Genomic DNA, 16,599 nt, shown 5'->3' with positions numbered 1-16,599 from the left:
CCGGTACCCAGGCAACAGGGAATCGGGGGCCCTTCACCGGAGGTGACGCGCATGGCGGCGGCATCCACAGCCAGGCACGAGACTCGCGCACTGCTCCGCGCCCACCTGGCGGCCGCGTCCGGCTATCGCCACATCACCCGCCACTGCCCCGTCTGTCACCGCCTTCTGCGGCTGGCTGCCATGGAGTCCCCGGACACGGCCCAGGAGGAGCTGGAGAGCGCCGAGCGCGCGGCCGAGGAGGAGCCGGCGGAGCCGGAAGACGACGCCTGAACGGTGTGACGCGAGTCACGAAACCTCTTTTGAAAACCGCTCAACTTACACCCTCCCTACAACCAACCAATTTAATATGTGCAATTGCACCACTCGGGAGGGCCTCCGGCGGGTCTCCGGCGGTCTCCGGCAGACACGGGCCAACCGGCCGCCGGCGCACAAAAAGATCGCGCTGGACCCGGCGGAGTCCAGCGCGATCGATGACGAAGACCCGTTGGGGCGGGCTCCCGTCGGTGGAGCTAGGGGTGGGCGGACCGGGTTGGGGGACCCGGAAATGCCCGGTTCATCGGGGTGTTCAGGCCTCGCTGCGCTGCTGCGGGATACCCGCAAGCAGTGCGCGGACCTCTGCCTCGCGGTACCGGCGGTGTCCACCCAGGGTGCGGATGGACGTGAGCTTGCCCGCCTTTGCCCAGCGGGTCACCGTCTTCGGGTCCACGCGGAACATCGTGGCAACCTCAGCGGGGGTCAGCAGCGGCTCGGCATCAGGGGTGCGAGCGGTCATGAGCGGCCTCCTCGGGAGAACCGAACCTTCTCGGTTCTTTCCTCTAAATTCTGCACCTTGACCCGCGTTGCCCGAAATGGCAGACGCGAGCCGAGTCGGTTATAGGACGAACGGCTTGTCCTCGGCACTACAACTACACCATCTGTCCAGCCACGTTCGGCCAAACCGATGGAATTGCCCTCTCAGGTGTTCATCAGCGGCGGAAGCCGATGGACCATGCCATAGCGGACAGTCACGTCACAGTGACGATCAGTCACAGAGCGATCAGGAGCCAACAGACCCCCCATAGCGTGCAATGCTGAGCCTTCCGCCCATACGTGGACGGAAGGAGCCCTCCCCGGACTCCTTGTCCTATTTTGGCATGAGGTTGGGCGATGGGCGCAAGAGCCCAGTTAGTGCTATCCGTCACCCTTGACACAAACGCCCGGATCGGGACCAAGGGCCCACGCAGTGCCCGGGGTCCCCGGGAGGGAGATCATCCGTCAAGCCGCCCGCCGAGGTCCACACCCGGGGCGGGGGTGGGTCTCAGTTGGCGTGCTGCCGGTTGCGTACCGCGCGCCACCGTTCCGTCAGCCGCTCGTACGCCTCACCCGCCGCCGCGCCGTCACCGGCCCGCAGCGCGGCGATACCCGCCGCCACGTCCGCCGCCGACCGGTCCTCGGCCAGGAACTCCTCCGGCAGGGCGTGCACCAGGCCGCCGTAGTCCAGCTCGACCAGCGAGCGCGGGTGGAACTCCTCCAGCCACCGCCCCACGTCCACCAGGCCCTCGGTCAGCGGCCCCTCGTCCAGCGACTCGCGCAGCGTCTTCAGCGCCCGCGCCACCCGCCGCCGGGCCTGCACCATCGGCGTCCGGTAGCGCAGCACCGGCGCCTTGCCGGGTCCCGGGCCGGAACCGGCCGCGACGTACTCGCGCTCCTCGTCCGAGAACAGGGCGAACCACCGCACCGGCACCTGCCACACCGACGTCCTGATCCACGGCCGCGCGTCCGGGTTCCGCTCCCGCCACCGCTCGTAGTCCGCCTCCGCCTGGCCCCGCACCACCGGCGGCACCGCCGCGTCCAGGACCGCCGGCGGCAGCGTGCCCGGCAGCTCCTCCAGGGCCAGCCACCCGCGCAGCCGGGTGCGCCACGGGCACACGCAGACCACGCCGTCCACCTCCACCACGAAGGCGTCGGCGCTCTCCTGCACGGGCACCGCGACCGGTGGCGTGGCCAGCAGGCCCACGAGCGAGCGGCGCAGCTCGTCCTGGGCGGTCGGAGCGGTCCCGCGGCGCGCGTACCGGGCCCAGTGGCCCCGCTCCGGCTCCGGGAAGGCCGCCAGCGGCTCGTACACCCGCAGGTAGGACGCGTACGGCACGAGGACCGAGGAGACGGCTGGCATGGCACGAATCCTTCCACGCCCGTACTCCGCGAGGGGGTGATCCGCGGCACTGGCTCTCATCTACGCCCAGGTAGGACTTACTCTCTTGCCGTCAAGGTCCTCCCCCACCCGCAGGAGGGCCTCATCCGCCGCTTCGTACTTGGGAGTCACCACCGTGACCGATGTGACCGACGGCGTCCTGCACACCCTGTTCCGCTCGGAGCAGGGGGGCCACGAACAAGTCGTGCTCTGCCAGGACCGTGCCTCCGGCCTGAAGGCCGTCATCGCCATCCACTCGACCGCCCTGGGCCCGGCCCTCGGCGGTACCCGCTTCTACCCGTACGCCTCCGAGGAAGACGCCGTCGCCGACGCGCTGAACCTGTCCCGGGGCATGTCGTACAAGAACGCCATGGCCGGTCTGGAGCACGGCGGCGGCAAGGCCGTGATCATCGGTGACCCGGAGCTGATCAAGACCGAGCAGCTGCTGCTGGCGTACGGCCGGTTCGTGGCCTCGCTCGGCGGCCGGTACGTCACGGCCTGCGATGTCGGCACCTATGTGGCTGACATGGACATCATCGCCCGGGAGAACCGCTGGACCACCGGCCGCTCCCCCGAGAACGGCGGCGCCGGCGACTCCTCCGTCCTCACCGCCTACGGCGTCTTCCAGGGCATGCGCGCCTCCGCCCAGCACGCCTGGGGCGACCCCACGCTGCGCGGCCGCAAGGTCGGCGTCGCCGGCGTCGGCAAGGTGGGCCACTACCTGGTGGAGCACCTGCTGGAGGACGGCGCCGAGGTCGTCATCACGGACGTACGGGAAGAGTCGGTGCGCCGGATCACCGACAAGTTCCCGCAGGTCACCGTGGTCGCCGACACCGACGCGCTGATCCGCGCCGAGGGCCTGGACATCTACGCCCCGTGTGCGCTCGGCGGGGCGCTGAACGATGACACCGTGCCCGTACTGACGGCGAAGGTGGTGTGCGGCGCGGCCAACAACCAGCTCGCGCACCCGGGCGTCGAGAAGGACATCGCGGACCGCGGGATCCTCTACGCACCCGACTACGTCGTCAACGCCGGCGGCGTGATCCAGGTGGCCGACGAGCTCCACGGGTTCGACTTCGACCGGTGCAAGGCGAAGGCCGCGAAGATCTTCGACACCACGCTGGCAATATTCGCACGTGCGAAGGAAGACGGGATTCCGCCGGCCGCTGCGGCCGACCGGATCGCCGAGCAGCGCATGGCGGAGGCGCGCCGCGGGTAACCCCGTGGAGAGCCGTGGTTGACAGCGTCGGCCCGCCGGCCGCGTCGAGTGTGTCCCCGGATCGCCCGCAGGGAGACATGGCTCACGCCGGTCGGCGGGTCGACCGCCAAGAAGAGGTTAAAATCGCAGCTGACCAGCGAGGACAGGGCTCCTCGTCGGTCTTGCTCCGAGGCGCGTCATGCGGGCGGCGTACCGTATGGCCGCGGAAGCAGGTACCGTTGAAGCCCTACGGGCCGGTCTCTCCACGGAGAGTCCGTTCCGACTCATGAACGCGTGTCAAGACTCTGGGGCCGTCGAGCCCCGTCACCGAGGGGGTCGAGCCATGGGGCGCGGCCGGGCCAAGGCCAAGCAGACGAAGGTCGCCCGCCAGCTGAAGTACAACAGCGGCGGGACTGACCTGTCGCGTCTGGCCAGCGAGCTGGGCGCTTCTACTCCGCAACCGCTCTCGCAGCCGCCGAATGGCGAGCCTTTCGAGGACGATGACGAGGAAGACGACCCGTACGCCCGCTACGCGGAGTTGTACAACGACGACGATGACGAGGACGAAGAGTCCGGTCCGTCGGCACAGCGTCGCGGTGCTTGACGCCTGAATTCACTCAACCCGGTCCGGGGCCCCGCCCCGGACCGGGTTCTGTGCTGCTCAGACGGCGTACTCACCGGTCAGGGTCGCTCCCGTGGTGTGCGCGCCACGCTCGGTGATCTCACCGGCGACCCAGGCGTCCACGCCCCGGTCCGCCAGGGTGGTCAGGGCCACGTCGGCCGAGTCGGCGGGGACGACGGCCATCATGCCGACGCCCATGTTCAGGGTCTTCTCCAGCTCCGGCCGCTCCACCTGACCGGCCGTGCCGACCAGGTCGAACACCGCGCCGGGGGTCCAGGTCGACCGGTCGACCGTGGCGTGCAGCCCGTCCGGGATCACCCGGGCGAGGTTCGCGGCCAGGCCGCCGCCGGTGATGTGGCTGAACGCGTGCACATCGGTCGTCCGGGTGAGCGCCAGGCAGTCCAGCGAGTAGATCCTGGTGGGCTCCAGCAGCTCCTCGCCGAGCGTCCGGCCGAACTCCTCGACCTGCTGGTCCAGGCGCATCCCGGCCCGGTCGAACAGCACATGGCGTACGAGCGAGTACCCGTTGGAGTGAAGGCCGGAGGACGCCATGGCGATGACCGCGTCACCCGTACGGATGCGATCGGCGCCCAGCAGCCGGTCGGCCTCGACCACGCCCGTACCGGCGCCGGCGACGTCGAAGTCGTCCGGGCCCAGCAGGCCGGGGTGCTCGGCGGTCTCGCCGCCGACCAGGGCGCAGCCGGCCAGGACGCAGCCCTCGGCGATGCCCTTGACGATGGCGGCGACCCGCTCGGGGTGGACCTTGCCGACGCAGATGTAGTCCGTCATGAACAGCGGCTCGGCGCCGCAGACGACGATGTCGTCCATGACCATCGCGACCAGGTCGTGGCCGATCGTGTCGTACACGCCCATCTGGCGGGCGATGTCGACCTTCGTACCGACACCGTCGGTGGCGGAGGCCAGCAGCGGGCGCTCGTAGCGCTTGAGGGCGGAGGCGTCGAAGAGGCCGGCGAAGCCGCCGAGGCCGCCGAGTACCTCGGGGCGCTGGGTCTTCTTCACCCACTCCTTCATCAGCTCGACGGCGCGGTCGCCCGCTTCGATGTCGACGCCCGCGGCTGCGTAGCTGGCACCGGTGGTCTCAGTCTCAGACATGACTGTGAGAACTTTCGTGTCGTACTGCAGGGATTGCGGGTGGTCCTACGGGCGGCGGAGGGCGTCGGCCGCGGCCGTGGCGGCCGGTCCGGCGGCCAGCTCGGTCTCCAGGAGCTGCTTGCCGAGCAGCTCGGGGTCCGGCAGTTCCATCGGGTACTCACCGTCGAAGCAGGCGCGGCACAGCTTCTGCTTGTCGATGGTGGTGGCCTCGATCATCCCGTCGAGGGAGATGTACGAGAGCGAGTCGGCGCCGAGCGACTTGCCGATCTCGTCGACCGTCATGCCGTTGGCGATCAGCTCGGCGCGGGTGGCGAAGTCGATGCCGAAGAAGCACGGCCACTTCACGGGCGGGGACGAGATCCGGATGTGGACCTCGGCGGCGCCGGCCTCGCGGAGCATCCGGACGAGTGCGCGCTGGGTGTTGCCGCGGACGATCGAGTCGTCGACGACCACCAGGCGCTTGCCCTTGATGACTTCCTTCAGCGGGTTCAGCTTCAGGCGGATGCCCAGCTGGCGGATGGTCTGGGACGGCTGGATGAAGGTCCGGCCGACGTACGCGTTCTTGACCAGGCCCGCGCCGAAGGGGATGCCGCTGGCCTCCGCGTACCCGATCGCGGCGGGCGTGCCGGACTCGGGCGTCGCTATGACGAGGTCCGCCTCGACGGGGGCTTCCTTGGCCAGCTTGCGGCCCATCTCCACCCGGGAGAGGTACACGTTCCGGCCGGCGATGTCGGTGTCGGGGCGCGCCAGGTAGACGTACTCGAAGACACAGCCCTTGGGCTTCGCTTCCGCGAATCGCGAGGTGCGGATGCCGTTCTCGTCGATCGCGATCAGCTCACCCGGCTCGACCTCGCGGACGTAGGCGGCACCGCAGATGTCGAGGGCGGCGGACTCGGAGGCGACGACCCAGCCGCGCTCCAGGCGGCCGAGGACCAGCGGGCGGATGCCCTGCGGGTCACGGGCGGCGTAGAGGGTGTGCTCGTCCATGAAGACGAGGGAGAAGGCGCCCAGCACCTCGGGGAGGACCTTGGCGGCCGCCTCCTCGATGGTCAGCGGCTTGCCGTCGTCGTCGACCTGGCCTGCGAGCAGCGCGGTGACGAGGTCGGTGTCGTTGGTGGCTGCCACCTGCGTGGCGCGGCCGTCCTGCTTGGGGAGGTCGGCGACCATCTCGGCGAGCTGGGCGGTGTTCACCAGGTTGCCGTTGTGGCCGAGCGCGATGGAGCCGTGGGCGGTGGCCCGGAAGGTCGGCTGCGCGTTCTCCCACACGGAGGCACCGGTGGTCGAGTAGCGGGCGTGACCGACCGCGATGTGACCCTGGAGGGAACCGAGAGAGGTCTCGTCGAAGACCTGGGAGACCAGGCCCATGTCCTTGAAGACGAGGATCTGGGAGCCGTTGCTGACCGCGATTCCCGCGGATTCCTGGCCCCGATGCTGGAGGGCGTAGAGCCCGAAGTACGTGAGCTTTGCGACCTCTTCACCCGGAGCCCAGACACCGAAGACGCCACAAGCGTCCTGGGGGCCTTTTTCGCCGGGAAGCAGATCGTGATTGAGTCGACCGTCACCACGTGGCACGCCACCGAGTGTAGGCGAGATCGACCACTGGTCCGAATTGAGGACGGGCCGGGGAGCAGGAAGCGGAAGAATCGATTCCGGTCGCGTCGGCGGCGAGCGGTCCGCCGGCCCTGTCGCCGGTCAGGCGCGGAGCGGACGCCCAGCGGGCGCCGATCAAGCGCTGACCAGGGCCTGAGCGGGTCCTGAGCTGGTCGTCTGTGCGATCCTCCCAGGCCCGCTGAGTGGCGTCCGGAGACCCGGTGACGGCTCCGCCCGGGGCGCTCGGCCTGCTGCGGGGCGCGCCTGGTGTGACGGACCTCGCAGCGGGGCCGGATGCTACTGGCCGGCAGGAGCGCGTGTCGCCTTGCTTTCCGTGCCCGCCTCCGCCCCCGCGGCGAAGCCGGTCTTGTCCGGGGCGGTGACGGTCAGGCTGCGGTGGTCGATCGTGTACGCGACCTTGCCCTTCATCGTCTTCAGCAGGGCGCGCTCCAGCTCCATCTCCGGGCCCCGGCAGAGCTTGCGGGTCGTGGTGACGCGGCCGAACGTCATCGTCGATCCGTCGGTGGAGACGGAGGCGTTGAACTGGTTGCAGCCCAGCGTGCCGCGTACGGAGTCGTCCTTGCCGAACACGAAGGACGCCTTGCCCTCGGTGCCGGCCGGCAGGGAGGTGGCGGCCTGGCCGGAGACCAGCGAGTTCACCGTCCACTTGGTTCCGACGAGCGGCGCCGGAGGCTGCTCGCTGAGCCGGACGGAGTCGCCGTCGGCGGTCGTCAGCGTCAGCGCGCCGTCGGTCAGCTTCGCCTTGAGCGTGCCGGTGAGGGCGGACTTCAGCGCGTCCTCGAAGCCCTGGAGGGGTTCCGGGCAGCCGATCTCGGTCATGCCCGTGTCGCTGAGCGTGACGGTGTCGCCCTCCACGGTGGCCTTGGCGTTGAAGTGGTTGCAGCCGAAGTTGCCCTTGGCCCGGCCCTTGGTGTCGATCTCGACATGGGCGCCGGCCGGGGCGGCGGTCTTCTTGCCGTCGACGGTGACGCTCTCGACGGTCCAGTGCACGCCGGTGACCGGCACATCGGGGCGTACGGAGGTGCTGCCGTCGCCCGCGCCCGATCCGTTCCCGGATTGGGTGCCGCAGGCGGTGAGGGCGAGGGCGAGGAGCGGGACGAGCGCGGCGGCGGCCCCGGTGACGTGCGGCTGCTTCCGCGGCTTCTGCTGCGGCTTCTTCGGCATGGTCGGCATGGTGATGGGACGGACCGGGCGGGGCCCTGGTTCCGCGTCAGCGCCGTACGGGGGAGTCAGCCAAGGACCGGGAGGTGGGCCGACAGGTCCGCCCGCTCGCCGCTCGCGCGGACCTGGGCCGCGGACACGGCCTCCGCCCACGCCGTACGTCCCGTGGCCAGCCGCACCCACGTCAGCGGGTCGGTCTCGACGACGTTCGGCGGGGTACCGCGCGTGTGCCTGGGCCCCTCGACGCACTGCACCACCGCGTACGGCGGCACCCGCACCTCCACCGATCCACCCGGGGCCTTCACCGCGAGCGCGTCGGCGAGCAACCGGGTGCAGGTGGCCAGCGCCTGACGGTCGTACGGGACGGCGAGCCCGGTCGCGTCGTTCAGGTCGTCGGTGTGGACGATCAGCTCGACGGTACGGGTCACCAGGAAGTCATCGAGGCGTACGCCACCGAAGCGGGTGGTGATCAGCCGCTCGTCCGGGGCCGCGACCAGCACGTCCGCGAACTGCCGCCCGGTCTCCTCGTACAGCGCGGCGAGCGCCCCCTGGGTGTCCGCCGCCGCCTCGGCGATCTCCCGGGTGTCGTGGTCGACGTCCCGGGCGAACTTCCGGGTGGCGAGCGGCCATTCCAGCAGGGTGAGGTCGCGCGTGGCGGGTGCGGGCGCGGCCACGCCCCGGACGACCGAACGCACCGCCATGGTGATGTGCGCGGCCAGTTCGAGGACCGTCCACTCCCCCAGCCGCGTCGGCTGCCGGAGCTGCTCGGGCGTGAGGGTGAGGATCCCCTGGCGTACGTGGTCGAACTGCGCGAGCACGGCGGCCCGGGTCTTGGCGGGGTCGTAGCTGCGCGTGCGCTGGGTGCGCTTCCTGGCCGGTGGCATGGGCCGAGGTTAGCCCGCCGCCGCATGGCACGGGGCGGAGTCCGGGCGGACGATGGAGAAGGGCGGCAATGACGGCTTGGTAAGGGCACGAAAGGCGGGAAGCAACCATGAGCGAACACCCGGACTCCGCCCTGGTCCGCCGGAGCTACGCCGCGTTCGGCAAGGGCGACATGGAAACCGTCGGCTCCCTGATGACGGCGGACTGCGTCCACCACTCGCCGGGGTCCAGTCAGGTCTCCGGGCACTACAAGGGCCGTGACAACGTCCTGGGACACTTCGGCAAGCTCTTCGAGCTGTCCGGTGGTTCCCTGCGCGTCGAGCTCAAGGACGTCTTCGTGGACGGGCGCGGGCATGCCATGGCGACCCACAAGTGGTTCGCCGAGCGCGGGGACCGTGGCATCGAGATGAAGGGCGGTCTCTTCATCACGATCGTGGGCGGCAAGATCTCGGACGGCGACGAGTGCGTCGAGGACATCGACGAGGCGGACGCCTTCTGGGGCACGGCCGACTGACACGTCACGGACTCCGGACTCCACCGAAAGAGCCCCCGCCCGGACCGCGAGGTCCGGACAGGGGCTCTCCCAGGCGGATCGTCAGGCGAGCAGACCCGGGATGGTCGCCTCGTACGCCGTACGCAGCTCGCTCAGCGCGATGCTGAACTCGCCCTGTACGTCGATCTCGTCGCCGTCCACGACACCGATGCGGGTCGCGGGCAGGCCACGGGCGCCGCACATGTCGGTGAAGCGGAGCTCCTCGCTGCGCGGGACGGACACGACCGCGCGGCCGGCCGACTCGCTGAACAGGAACGTGAACGCGTCGAGACCGTCCGGGACGATCAGGCGCGCGCCCTTCCCGCCGCGCAGGCAGGACTCGACGACGGCCTGGATCAGACCGCCGTCCGACAGGTCGTGCGCGGCGTCGACCATGCCGTCGCGGGAGGCGGCGATCAGGATCTCGCCGAGCAGCTTCTCCCGGTCCAGGTCGACCTTGGGCGGCAGGCCACCGAGGTGGTGGTGGACGACCTCGGACCACGCCGAGCCGCCGAACTCCTCACGCGTGTCGCCCAGCAGGTAGAGGAGCTGGCCCTCTTCCGCGAAGGCGATCGGCGTACGGCGGTTGACGTCGTCGATCACGCCCAGGACGGCGACGACGGGCGTCGGGTGGATCGCCACGTCACCGGTCTGGTTGTAGAGCGAGACGTTGCCGCCCGTCACCGGCGTACCGAGCTTCTGGCAGCCGTCCGCCAGACCGCGCGTGGCCTCGGCGAACTGCCACATGACCGCCGGGTCCTCCGGCGAGCCGAAGTTCAGGCAGTTGGAGATGGCGAGCGGCTTGGCACCGGACGCGGCGACATTGCGGTACGACTCCGCCAGCGCGAGCTGCGCGCCCGCGTACGGGTCGAGCTTGGCGTACCGGCCGTTGCCGTCCGTCGCGATGGCCACACCGAGGTTGGTCTCCTCGTCGATCCGGATCATGCCGGAGTCCTCGGGCTGGGCGAGGACGGTGTTGCCCTGCACGTAACGGTCGTACTGGTCGGTGATCCACGCCTTGGAGGCCTGGTTCGGCGACGAGACCAGGGCGAGGACCTGCTCGCGCAGCTCCTCCGCCGTCTGCGGCCGGGGCAGCTTGTTCGCGTCGTCGGCCTGGAGCGCGTCCTGCCAGGCGGGCCGCTCGTACGGGCGGTGGTAGGTCGGGCCCTCGTGGGCGACGGTGCCGGGGGGCACGTCCACGATCTGCTCGCCGTGCCAGAAGATCTCCAGCCGGTCGCCGTCGGTCACCTCACCGATGACGGTGGCGATGACGTCCCACTTCTCGCAGATCTCCATGAAGCGGTCGACGTGCTGCGGCTCGACGATCGCGCACATGCGCTCCTGCGACTCGCTCATGAGGATCTCCTCCGGCGAGAGCGAGGCGTCGCGCAGCGGCACGGTGTCCAGCTCGACGCGCATACCGCCGGTGCCGGCGGAGGCCAGCTCGCTGGTCGCGCAGGACAGGCCCGCGCCACCGAGGTCCTGGATGCCCGCGACGAGCTTCTCCTTGAAGATCTCAAGGGTGCACTCGATGAGGAGCTTCTCCTGGAACGGGTCACCGACCTGGACGGCGGGCCGCTTGGTGGGCTTCGTGTCGTCGAACGTCTCCGAGGCGAGGACCGAGACGCCGCCGATGCCGTCACCGCCCGTCCGGGCGCCGTACAGGATCACCTTGTTGCCGGGGCCGGAGGCCTTCGCCAGGTGGATGTCCTCGTGCTTCATCACACCGATGCAGCCCGCGTTGACCAGCGGATTGCCCTGGTAGCAGGAGTCGAAGACGACCTCGCCGCCGATGTTCGCCAGCCCCAGGCAGTTGCCGTAGCCGCCGATGCCCGCCACGACGCCCGGCAGGACGCGCTTGGTGTCGGGGTGGTCGGCCGCGCCGAACCGCAGCGGGTCGACGACCGCGACCGGGCGGGCGCCCATGGCGAGGATGTCGCGGACGATGCCGCCCACGCCGGTGGCCGCGCCCTGGTAGGGCTCGACGTACGAGGGGTGGTTGTGCGACTCGACCTTGAAGGTCACCGCGTACCCCTGGCCGACGTCGACGACACCCGCGTTCTCGCCGATGCCGACGAGCATCGCGTCGTTCTCCGGCACCTTCTCGCCGAACTGCTTCAGGTGGACCTTGCTGCTCTTGTACGAGCAGTGCTCCGACCACATGACGGAGTACATGGCCAGCTCGGCACCGGTCGGGCGCCGGCCCAGGATCTCCCGGATGCGCTCGTACTCGTCCTTCTTCAGGCCGAGCTCGGCCCACGGCTGCTCGACGTCGGGGGTCTCGGTGGCGTGCTTGACGGTGTCGAGGCTCATCAGACGTTGACCAGCTTCTTGAGGATCGAGGTGAAGAAACCGAGCCCGTCGGTACGGCCCGTGCCGACCAGCGGCTCCACGGCGTGCTCGGGGTGCGGCATCAGGCCGACGACGTTGCCGGCGGCGTTGGTGATGCCGGCGATGTCCCGCAGCGAGCCATTGGGGTTGAACTCTTCGTACCGGAAGACGACGCGGCCCTCGGCCTCCAGCTCGTCGAGCGTGCGCTCGTCGGCGACGTACCGTCCGTCGATGTTCTTGAGCGGGATGTGGATCTCCTGGTCCTGCGCGTAATCGGCGGTCCAGGCGGTTTCCGCGTTCTCCACCCGCAGCTTCTGGTCCCGGCAGATGAAGTGCAGGTGGTTGTTGCGCAGCATCGCGCCAGGCAGCAGGTGCGACTCGGTCAGCACCTGGAAGCCGTTGCAGATGCCCAGGACCGGCATACCGGCCTTCGCCTGCTCGATGATCGTTTCCATCACCGGCGAGAACCGGGAGATGGCACCGGCGCGCAGGTAGTCGCCGTAGGAGAACCCACCCGGCAGGACGACCGCGTCGACCTGCTGGAGGGCCTTGTCACGGTGCCAGAGCGACACGGGCTCCGCGCCCGCGAGCCGGACCGCGCGCAGCGCGTCCCGGTCGTCGAGCGTCCCGGGGAAGGTGACGACCCCGATCCGAGCGGTCACGACTCCACCTTCACGACGAAGTCCTCGATGACGGTGTTGGCGAGGAAGGTTTCGGCCATCTCGTGGATGCGGGCGAGGGCGGCGTCATCGACCGGCCCTTCCACATCGAGCTCGAAACGCTTCCCCTGACGGACGTCGGCGATTCCCTCGAAGCCGAGACGGGGCAGTGCGCGCTGCACCGCCTGTCCCTGCGGGTCGAGGATCTCCGGCTTGAGCATGACGTCGACTACGACGCGTGCCACTGGCACTCCCGGTGGTGTGTTGCGTGGGCGGTTCCCTCAGCGTACCTGTCTCCAAATTCTACGCGGGTAGACATCTGGAGGACCCTACAAAAACGTGCAAGAACGCGCCGAGAACCAGCGGGAAAAATCCCGGAAAAGAATGACCCCGGGCATTGGCGCCGGACACGCTGATGCAATTGGCTGGGTTCACAATGCCACGCGATCCGCTGTACAAAGGAATACAGAGGAAAGAAGCATTGCCTCTCGACAGCCGTAAATCCGGTATCGCCGCATGTCACGCATGTCGAGCACGTGGGCAGGCGCGCCAGGCGGCACACCGCGGGAAAGGACCGATATCCGTGGCGCAGCGCGTAGTGGTCACACTCTTCGACGACATCGACGGAGGGGAAGCGGCGGAAACGGTCATGTTCGGCCTCGACGGTAAGACGTACGAGATCGACCTCAATCCCGCCAATGCAAAGAAACTGCGCGAGACCCTCGCGCCGTACGTGTCGGCCGGCCGCAAGCAGTCCGTCGGCGGCGGTACGGGCGGCGGGGGCGGCGCCGGGGCGCCACGCGCCTCGTACAAGCGCACCGCGCTCGAACCCGACCCGGCGGCCGTCCGCGCCTGGGCGCAGTCCAACAAGATGGACGTCCCGGCACGCGGCCGGATCCCGAAGCGGGTCTACGAGGCGTTCCGCGAGGCGAGCTGAACGACCGTCGCCGACTGCCCCGGAGCACCGAGTTGCGCGACACCCCAGGTGATCCGCTAGAGTCTGGATCACGCCGAGGGGCAAGGCCGAAAGGCCCGAACCTCACGGAGCGTGCGGGTGTAGTTCAGTAGTAGAACATCCCCCTTCCAGGGGGAAGGCGCAGTGTGCGATCCCTGTCACCCGCTCTGCATCGCTTACCGACCACTCCGGTGGATCAGGTACAGTGGTGTTCGCACCGCCCAGTGAAAGCTGGTCGGGAGCACTGCGGACGTGGCTCAGTTGGTAGAGCATCACCTTGCCAAGGTGAGGGTCGCGAGTTCGAATCTCGTCGTCCGCTCAGAGTACGAAGGCCCCGGTCATCACGACCGGGGCCTTCGGCGTTCTTCCCTCACGATTGGCGCCCGATGACATTTGTCATCGACAACCGGTGACAGCGCGGCCTGCCCGCGCGCGGCGGGCGGCGGAAGCCTTGAGGCATGACCCAAGTGATTGAGGCGGAAGACGTCCGGCGCAGCTACGCCGGGGGCTTCGAGGCCGTGACCGGAATCACCTTCTCCGTGGCGCCCGGCGAGATCTTCGCCCTGCTCGGCACCAACGGCGCCGGCAAGACCTCCACCGTGGAACTGCTGGAGGGCCTCGCCCGCCCGAGCGGCGGCACCGTACGGGTCCTCGGCCACGACCCGTACGCCCAACGCGCCGCCGTCCGGCCCCGGGTCGGGGTGATGCTCCAGGAGGGCGGCTTCCCCTCCGACCTCACGGCCACCGAGACCGTACGGATGTGGGCCGGCTGCACCACCGGTGCGCGGCCGGCCGGGGAGGCGCTGGAGATGGTCGGGCTCGGCGCCCGGGCCCGCGTACGCGTCAAGCAGCTGTCCGGCGGCGAGAAGCGGCGGCTCGACCTCGCGCTCGCCCTGCTCGGCCGCCCCGAGGTGCTGTTCCTGGACGAACCGACGACCGGGCTGGACGCGGAGGGGCGGCGCGACACCTGGGAATTGGTGCGGGCGCTGCGGGACGGCGGTACGACCGTGCTGCTCACGACGCACTACCTGGAGGAGGCCGAGGCACTCGCCGACCGGTTGGCGATCATGCACCGGGGCCGGGTCGTGACGGCCGGCACGCCCGCCGAGGTGACGGCCGGGCGGCCCGCCCGCATCCGCTTCACCCTCCCCGAAGGGGTGCCGGCCGGGCGGTTGCCGCTGTCGCTGAAGGCCGCCGCGACGGGTCGGAGGGTCGAGATCCGTACGCACGCGCTCCAGCACGCGCTCGGCGAGCTGCTGCTGTGGGCCCGCGAGAGCGGCGTACGGCTCGAAGGGCTCGACGCCCGGTCCGCCTCCCTCGAAGAGGCCTTCCACGACATCGCGCGGAACGAAACGGTGGGTGTGTGACATGACGTCCGTGGCGGAACGGATGGGCACGCTGGGGCGGGCCGAACTGACGCTCCTCGTACGGAACCGGTACGCGCTGTTCACGGCGCTGCTGATGCCCGTGCTGATGGTGGGGGTGCTGCGCGGCTCGCTCGACCGTGTCGACCTCGACCGGGCCGGGATGAGCGCCGTCGAGGCGGCGCTGAGCGGCGGCGTCGTGATGATGCTGATCCTCGTCGTCTACCTCAACCTCGTCACCGCGTACGTGGCCCGGCGCGAGGAGCTGGTGCTCAAGCGGCTGCGTACGGGCGAGGCGTCCGACCGGGAGATCCTCGCCGGGACCGCGCTGCCGGCGGTCGTGCTCGCGGTGGCGCAGAGCGCGCTGATCGTGGTGGCGGGCGTGGCGTTCCTCGGTGTGGGCGCGCCGCAGCGGCCCGAACTGCTGGTGGGCGGTGTGCTGGTGGGGGTGGTGATGCTGATCGCGCTTGCCGGGGCGACGGCGGCGGCCACCCGCACCGTGGAGAGCGCGCAGATCACCACCATGCCGCTGTTCCTCGTCTCGTCGTTCGGCTCGGGGTTGTTCATGCCGCTGGAGATCCTTCCGGAAAAGGTCGCCTCGGTGTGCGAACTGCTGCCGCTGACGGGTGTGATGACGCTCGTACGGGCCGGCTGGCTGGGCGGCGGGGGCGACGCCGAGGAGCTGGTGGGCGCGGCGCTCACAGCGCTGGCCTGGACGGTGATCTCGGTGTTTGCTGTGCAGCGGTGGTTCCGCTGGGAACCACGGCGCTGAGGGTTTCGGGGGAGCGGGACATGAGGCTGACGGGCTGGTGGAGCCGGCGGAGCAACCCGGAGAAGGTCGAGCTCTACACCCGTTGGTCGTTCCACACGTTCGCGCTGATCGAGATCGGTGGGGTCGGGCTGCGGGCGCTCTCCGGGGCGCCGCAGCCGCTGGGTGGCTGGCTCCTGCTGCTGGCGTGCGCGCACGCCGTGCTGGGCGGGGTGCTGTCGTCGCGGGCGCTGGACTGGACCGTGGGGCGGCGGGAGCGCCCGTACCGGCTGATCGCCGCCCACGGCGCGCTGTCGGTCGTGCTGGCCGCCGGGGCGCTGGTGCTGCGGAGGGTCGGTGCGCTGGACGACGCCGGGACGGCCGGGGCGGTGGTGGTCGGGGCGCTCGGCTTCGGTATCGGGTCGGTGGTGCTGTGCATGGTGAAGGCGCGGCACATGCTGTACCTGGTCCTGGCGACGGGGGCGGGCATCGCGCTGGTCTGCCTGGCGCTGGGGCTGCCCGGGCAGGAGGCTGTCGGCTTCTCGGTGGGGTTCCTGGTCGGCGGGGTGCTGTTGGCGTTCACCAGCGGGTTCTCGGGCTGGCTGCTGCGGGCGGTGTGGGAACTGGACGCGGCGCGGGAGCTGCAGGCGCGGCTCGCGGTCGCGGAGGAGCGGCTGCGGTTCGGGCGGGACCTGCACGACGTCATGGGCCGCAACCTTTCGGTGATCGCGCTGAAGAGCGAGCTGGCGGTACAGCTGGCCCGGCGCGGCAAGGAGGAGGCGGCGATGGAGCAGATGGCCGAGGTGCAGCGGATCGCGCAGGAGTCCCAGCGGGAGGTGCGGGACGTGGTGCGCGGCTACCGGGAGGCCGACCTGCACACGGAACTGGAGGGCGCGCGAGGTGTGTTGGCGGCCGCCGGCATCGCGTGCACGGTGGCGGCGGGGGATGTGGACCTGCCGGTGCGGGTCCAGTCGGCGCTCGCCTGGGTGGTACGGGAGGGCACGACGAACGTGCTGCGGCACGGGGACGCGCGGCGGTGCTCGGTGACGGTGACGGTGTCCGTGCCGGCGGGCGCGGAGGGGGGGTGCGCGGTGCTGGTGGTGGAGAACGACGGGGTGGATGGCGGTGCGGGTGTTGGGGCGGAGGCGGGTGCTGGTGGGGGTTTTGGGTCGGGGGCGGGTGGGGGGTCGGGTGCGGGTGCCGGGTCGGCGCTGGCCGGGCGGCGGGAGCGGCTGGCGGCGCTGGACGGGACG

The 16,599-nt window shown here is 70.3% G+C and carries 17 protein-coding genes and 2 tRNA genes; 10 read left to right on the top strand and 9 right to left on the bottom strand.

Annotated elements, in window-relative coordinates:
• The first annotated feature begins 51 nt into the window (after positions 1-51).
• Positions 52-270: a DUF6274 family protein gene (locus BKD26_RS34175; protein ID WP_084906315.1), complete on the top strand. Its 219-nt coding sequence runs from the start codon at positions 52-54 to the stop codon at positions 268-270.
• Positions 271-565: 295 nt separating this feature from the next.
• Here BKD26_RS34175 and bldC read toward each other — a convergent pair whose 3' ends face one another.
• Together bldC and BKD26_RS34165 are read right to left on the bottom strand one after the other, a co-directional pair.
• On the bottom strand, positions 566-772 hold the full coding sequence (bldC, locus tag BKD26_RS34170) for a developmental transcriptional regulator BldC (RefSeq protein WP_003949541.1): 207 nt from the start codon (positions 770-772) through the stop codon (positions 566-568).
• A 525-nt stretch (positions 773-1,297) separates the two neighbouring features.
• Positions 1,298-2,152: a hypothetical protein gene (locus BKD26_RS34165; protein ID WP_084906313.1), complete on the bottom strand. Its 855-nt coding sequence runs from the start codon at positions 2,150-2,152 to the stop codon at positions 1,298-1,300.
• Between the two features lie 139 nt (positions 2,153-2,291).
• Here BKD26_RS34165 and BKD26_RS34160 point away from each other — a divergent pair, with 139 nt between their 5' ends.
• Positions 2,292-3,389: a Glu/Leu/Phe/Val dehydrogenase gene (locus BKD26_RS34160; RefSeq protein ID WP_179166810.1), complete on the top strand. Its 1,098-nt coding sequence runs from the start codon at positions 2,292-2,294 to the stop codon at positions 3,387-3,389.
• Positions 3,390-3,711: 322 nt separating this feature from the next.
• Positions 3,712-3,972 (top strand): DUF3073 domain-containing protein, encoded by a 261-nt coding sequence (locus BKD26_RS34155; RefSeq protein WP_073756357.1) that lies wholly within the window; start codon positions 3,712-3,714, stop codon positions 3,970-3,972.
• Between the two features lie 57 nt (positions 3,973-4,029).
• Here BKD26_RS34155 and purM read toward each other — a convergent pair whose 3' ends face one another.
• The 4 genes from purM to BKD26_RS34135 form a co-directional block, all read right to left on the bottom strand.
• Positions 4,030-5,103, bottom strand: coding sequence for a phosphoribosylformylglycinamidine cyclo-ligase (gene purM, locus BKD26_RS34150; protein WP_084906311.1), 1,074 nt, complete (start codon positions 5,101-5,103; stop codon positions 4,030-4,032).
• Positions 5,104-5,148: 45 nt separating this feature from the next.
• The gene (gene purF / locus BKD26_RS34145) at positions 5,149-6,675 is read right to left on the bottom strand and encodes an amidophosphoribosyltransferase (protein ID WP_084906309.1); all 1,527 of its coding nucleotides are present in this window, start codon (positions 6,673-6,675) and stop codon (positions 5,149-5,151) included.
• Between the two features lie 315 nt (positions 6,676-6,990).
• Positions 6,991-7,878 carry an META domain-containing protein gene (locus BKD26_RS34140; protein ID WP_084906411.1) on the bottom strand — a complete coding sequence of 296 codons (888 nt, stop codon included), beginning with the start codon at positions 7,876-7,878 and terminating at the stop codon, positions 6,991-6,993.
• 65 nt (positions 7,879-7,943) lie between these two features.
• Complete coding sequence (locus BKD26_RS34135; protein ID WP_084906307.1) at positions 7,944-8,759, bottom strand: maleylpyruvate isomerase family mycothiol-dependent enzyme; 816 nt, start codon at positions 8,757-8,759, stop codon at positions 7,944-7,946.
• 107 nt (positions 8,760-8,866) lie between these two features.
• Here BKD26_RS34135 and BKD26_RS34130 point away from each other — a divergent pair, with 107 nt between their 5' ends.
• Positions 8,867-9,271: a nuclear transport factor 2 family protein gene (locus BKD26_RS34130; protein WP_084906305.1), complete on the top strand. Its 405-nt coding sequence runs from the start codon at positions 8,867-8,869 to the stop codon at positions 9,269-9,271.
• A gap of 81 nt (positions 9,272-9,352) precedes the next feature.
• On the opposite strand, the gene purL is transcribed toward BKD26_RS34130, so the two are convergent.
• The 3 genes from purL to purS are packed head-to-tail and all read right to left on the bottom strand — an operon-like array spanning position 9,353 to position 12,524.
• Entirely contained in the window at positions 9,353-11,602 is a 2,250-nt protein-coding gene (gene purL, locus BKD26_RS34125) for a phosphoribosylformylglycinamidine synthase subunit PurL (RefSeq protein WP_084906304.1), read from the bottom strand.
• On the bottom strand, positions 11,602-12,282 hold the full coding sequence (purQ, locus tag BKD26_RS34120; protein ID WP_084906301.1) for a phosphoribosylformylglycinamidine synthase subunit PurQ: 681 nt from the start codon (positions 12,280-12,282) through the stop codon (positions 11,602-11,604). The genes purL and purQ overlap by 1 nt, the downstream gene beginning before the upstream one ends.
• A complete protein-coding gene (gene purS, locus BKD26_RS34115) occupies positions 12,279-12,524 on the bottom strand; it encodes a phosphoribosylformylglycinamidine synthase subunit PurS (protein WP_073756364.1) in 246 nt (81 codons plus the stop codon). Before purS ends, purQ begins: the two co-directional genes overlap by 4 nt.
• 338 nt (positions 12,525-12,862) lie before the next feature.
• Here purS and BKD26_RS34110 point away from each other — a divergent pair, with 338 nt between their 5' ends.
• The 6 genes from BKD26_RS34110 to BKD26_RS34085 form a co-directional block, all read left to right on the top strand.
• Complete coding sequence (locus tag BKD26_RS34110) at positions 12,863-13,216, top strand: Lsr2 family protein (RefSeq protein WP_179166809.1); 354 nt, start codon at positions 12,863-12,865, stop codon at positions 13,214-13,216.
• Between the two features lie 113 nt (positions 13,217-13,329).
• Positions 13,330-13,401: transfer RNA gene (locus BKD26_RS34105), tRNA-Gly, on the top strand.
• Positions 13,402-13,480: 79 nt separating this feature from the next.
• Positions 13,481-13,553 (top strand) — tRNA-Gly (locus BKD26_RS34100).
• A 139-nt stretch (positions 13,554-13,692) separates the two neighbouring features.
• The gene (locus BKD26_RS34095; RefSeq protein ID WP_084906297.1) at positions 13,693-14,601 is read left to right on the top strand and encodes an ABC transporter ATP-binding protein; all 909 of its coding nucleotides are present in this window, start codon (positions 13,693-13,695) and stop codon (positions 14,599-14,601) included.
• Position 14,602: 1 nt separating this feature from the next.
• Entirely contained in the window at positions 14,603-15,370 is a 768-nt protein-coding gene (locus BKD26_RS34090) for an ABC transporter permease (RefSeq protein ID WP_084906295.1), read from the top strand.
• A gap of 20 nt (positions 15,371-15,390) precedes the next feature.
• Positions 15,391-16,599, top strand: a 1,209-nt coding sequence (locus tag BKD26_RS34085; protein WP_084906293.1) for a histidine kinase, incomplete at its 3' end; no start/stop codon positions are given.

The sequence above is a fragment of the Streptomyces sp. CB03238 genome, assembly GCF_002099185.1.
In the GTDB taxonomy this organism is placed as follows: Bacteria; Actinomycetota; Actinomycetes; order Streptomycetales; family Streptomycetaceae; genus Streptomyces.
The sequence above is the reverse complement of the archived record's forward strand: the minus strand, read 5'-3'. Positions and strand labels throughout refer to the sequence as shown.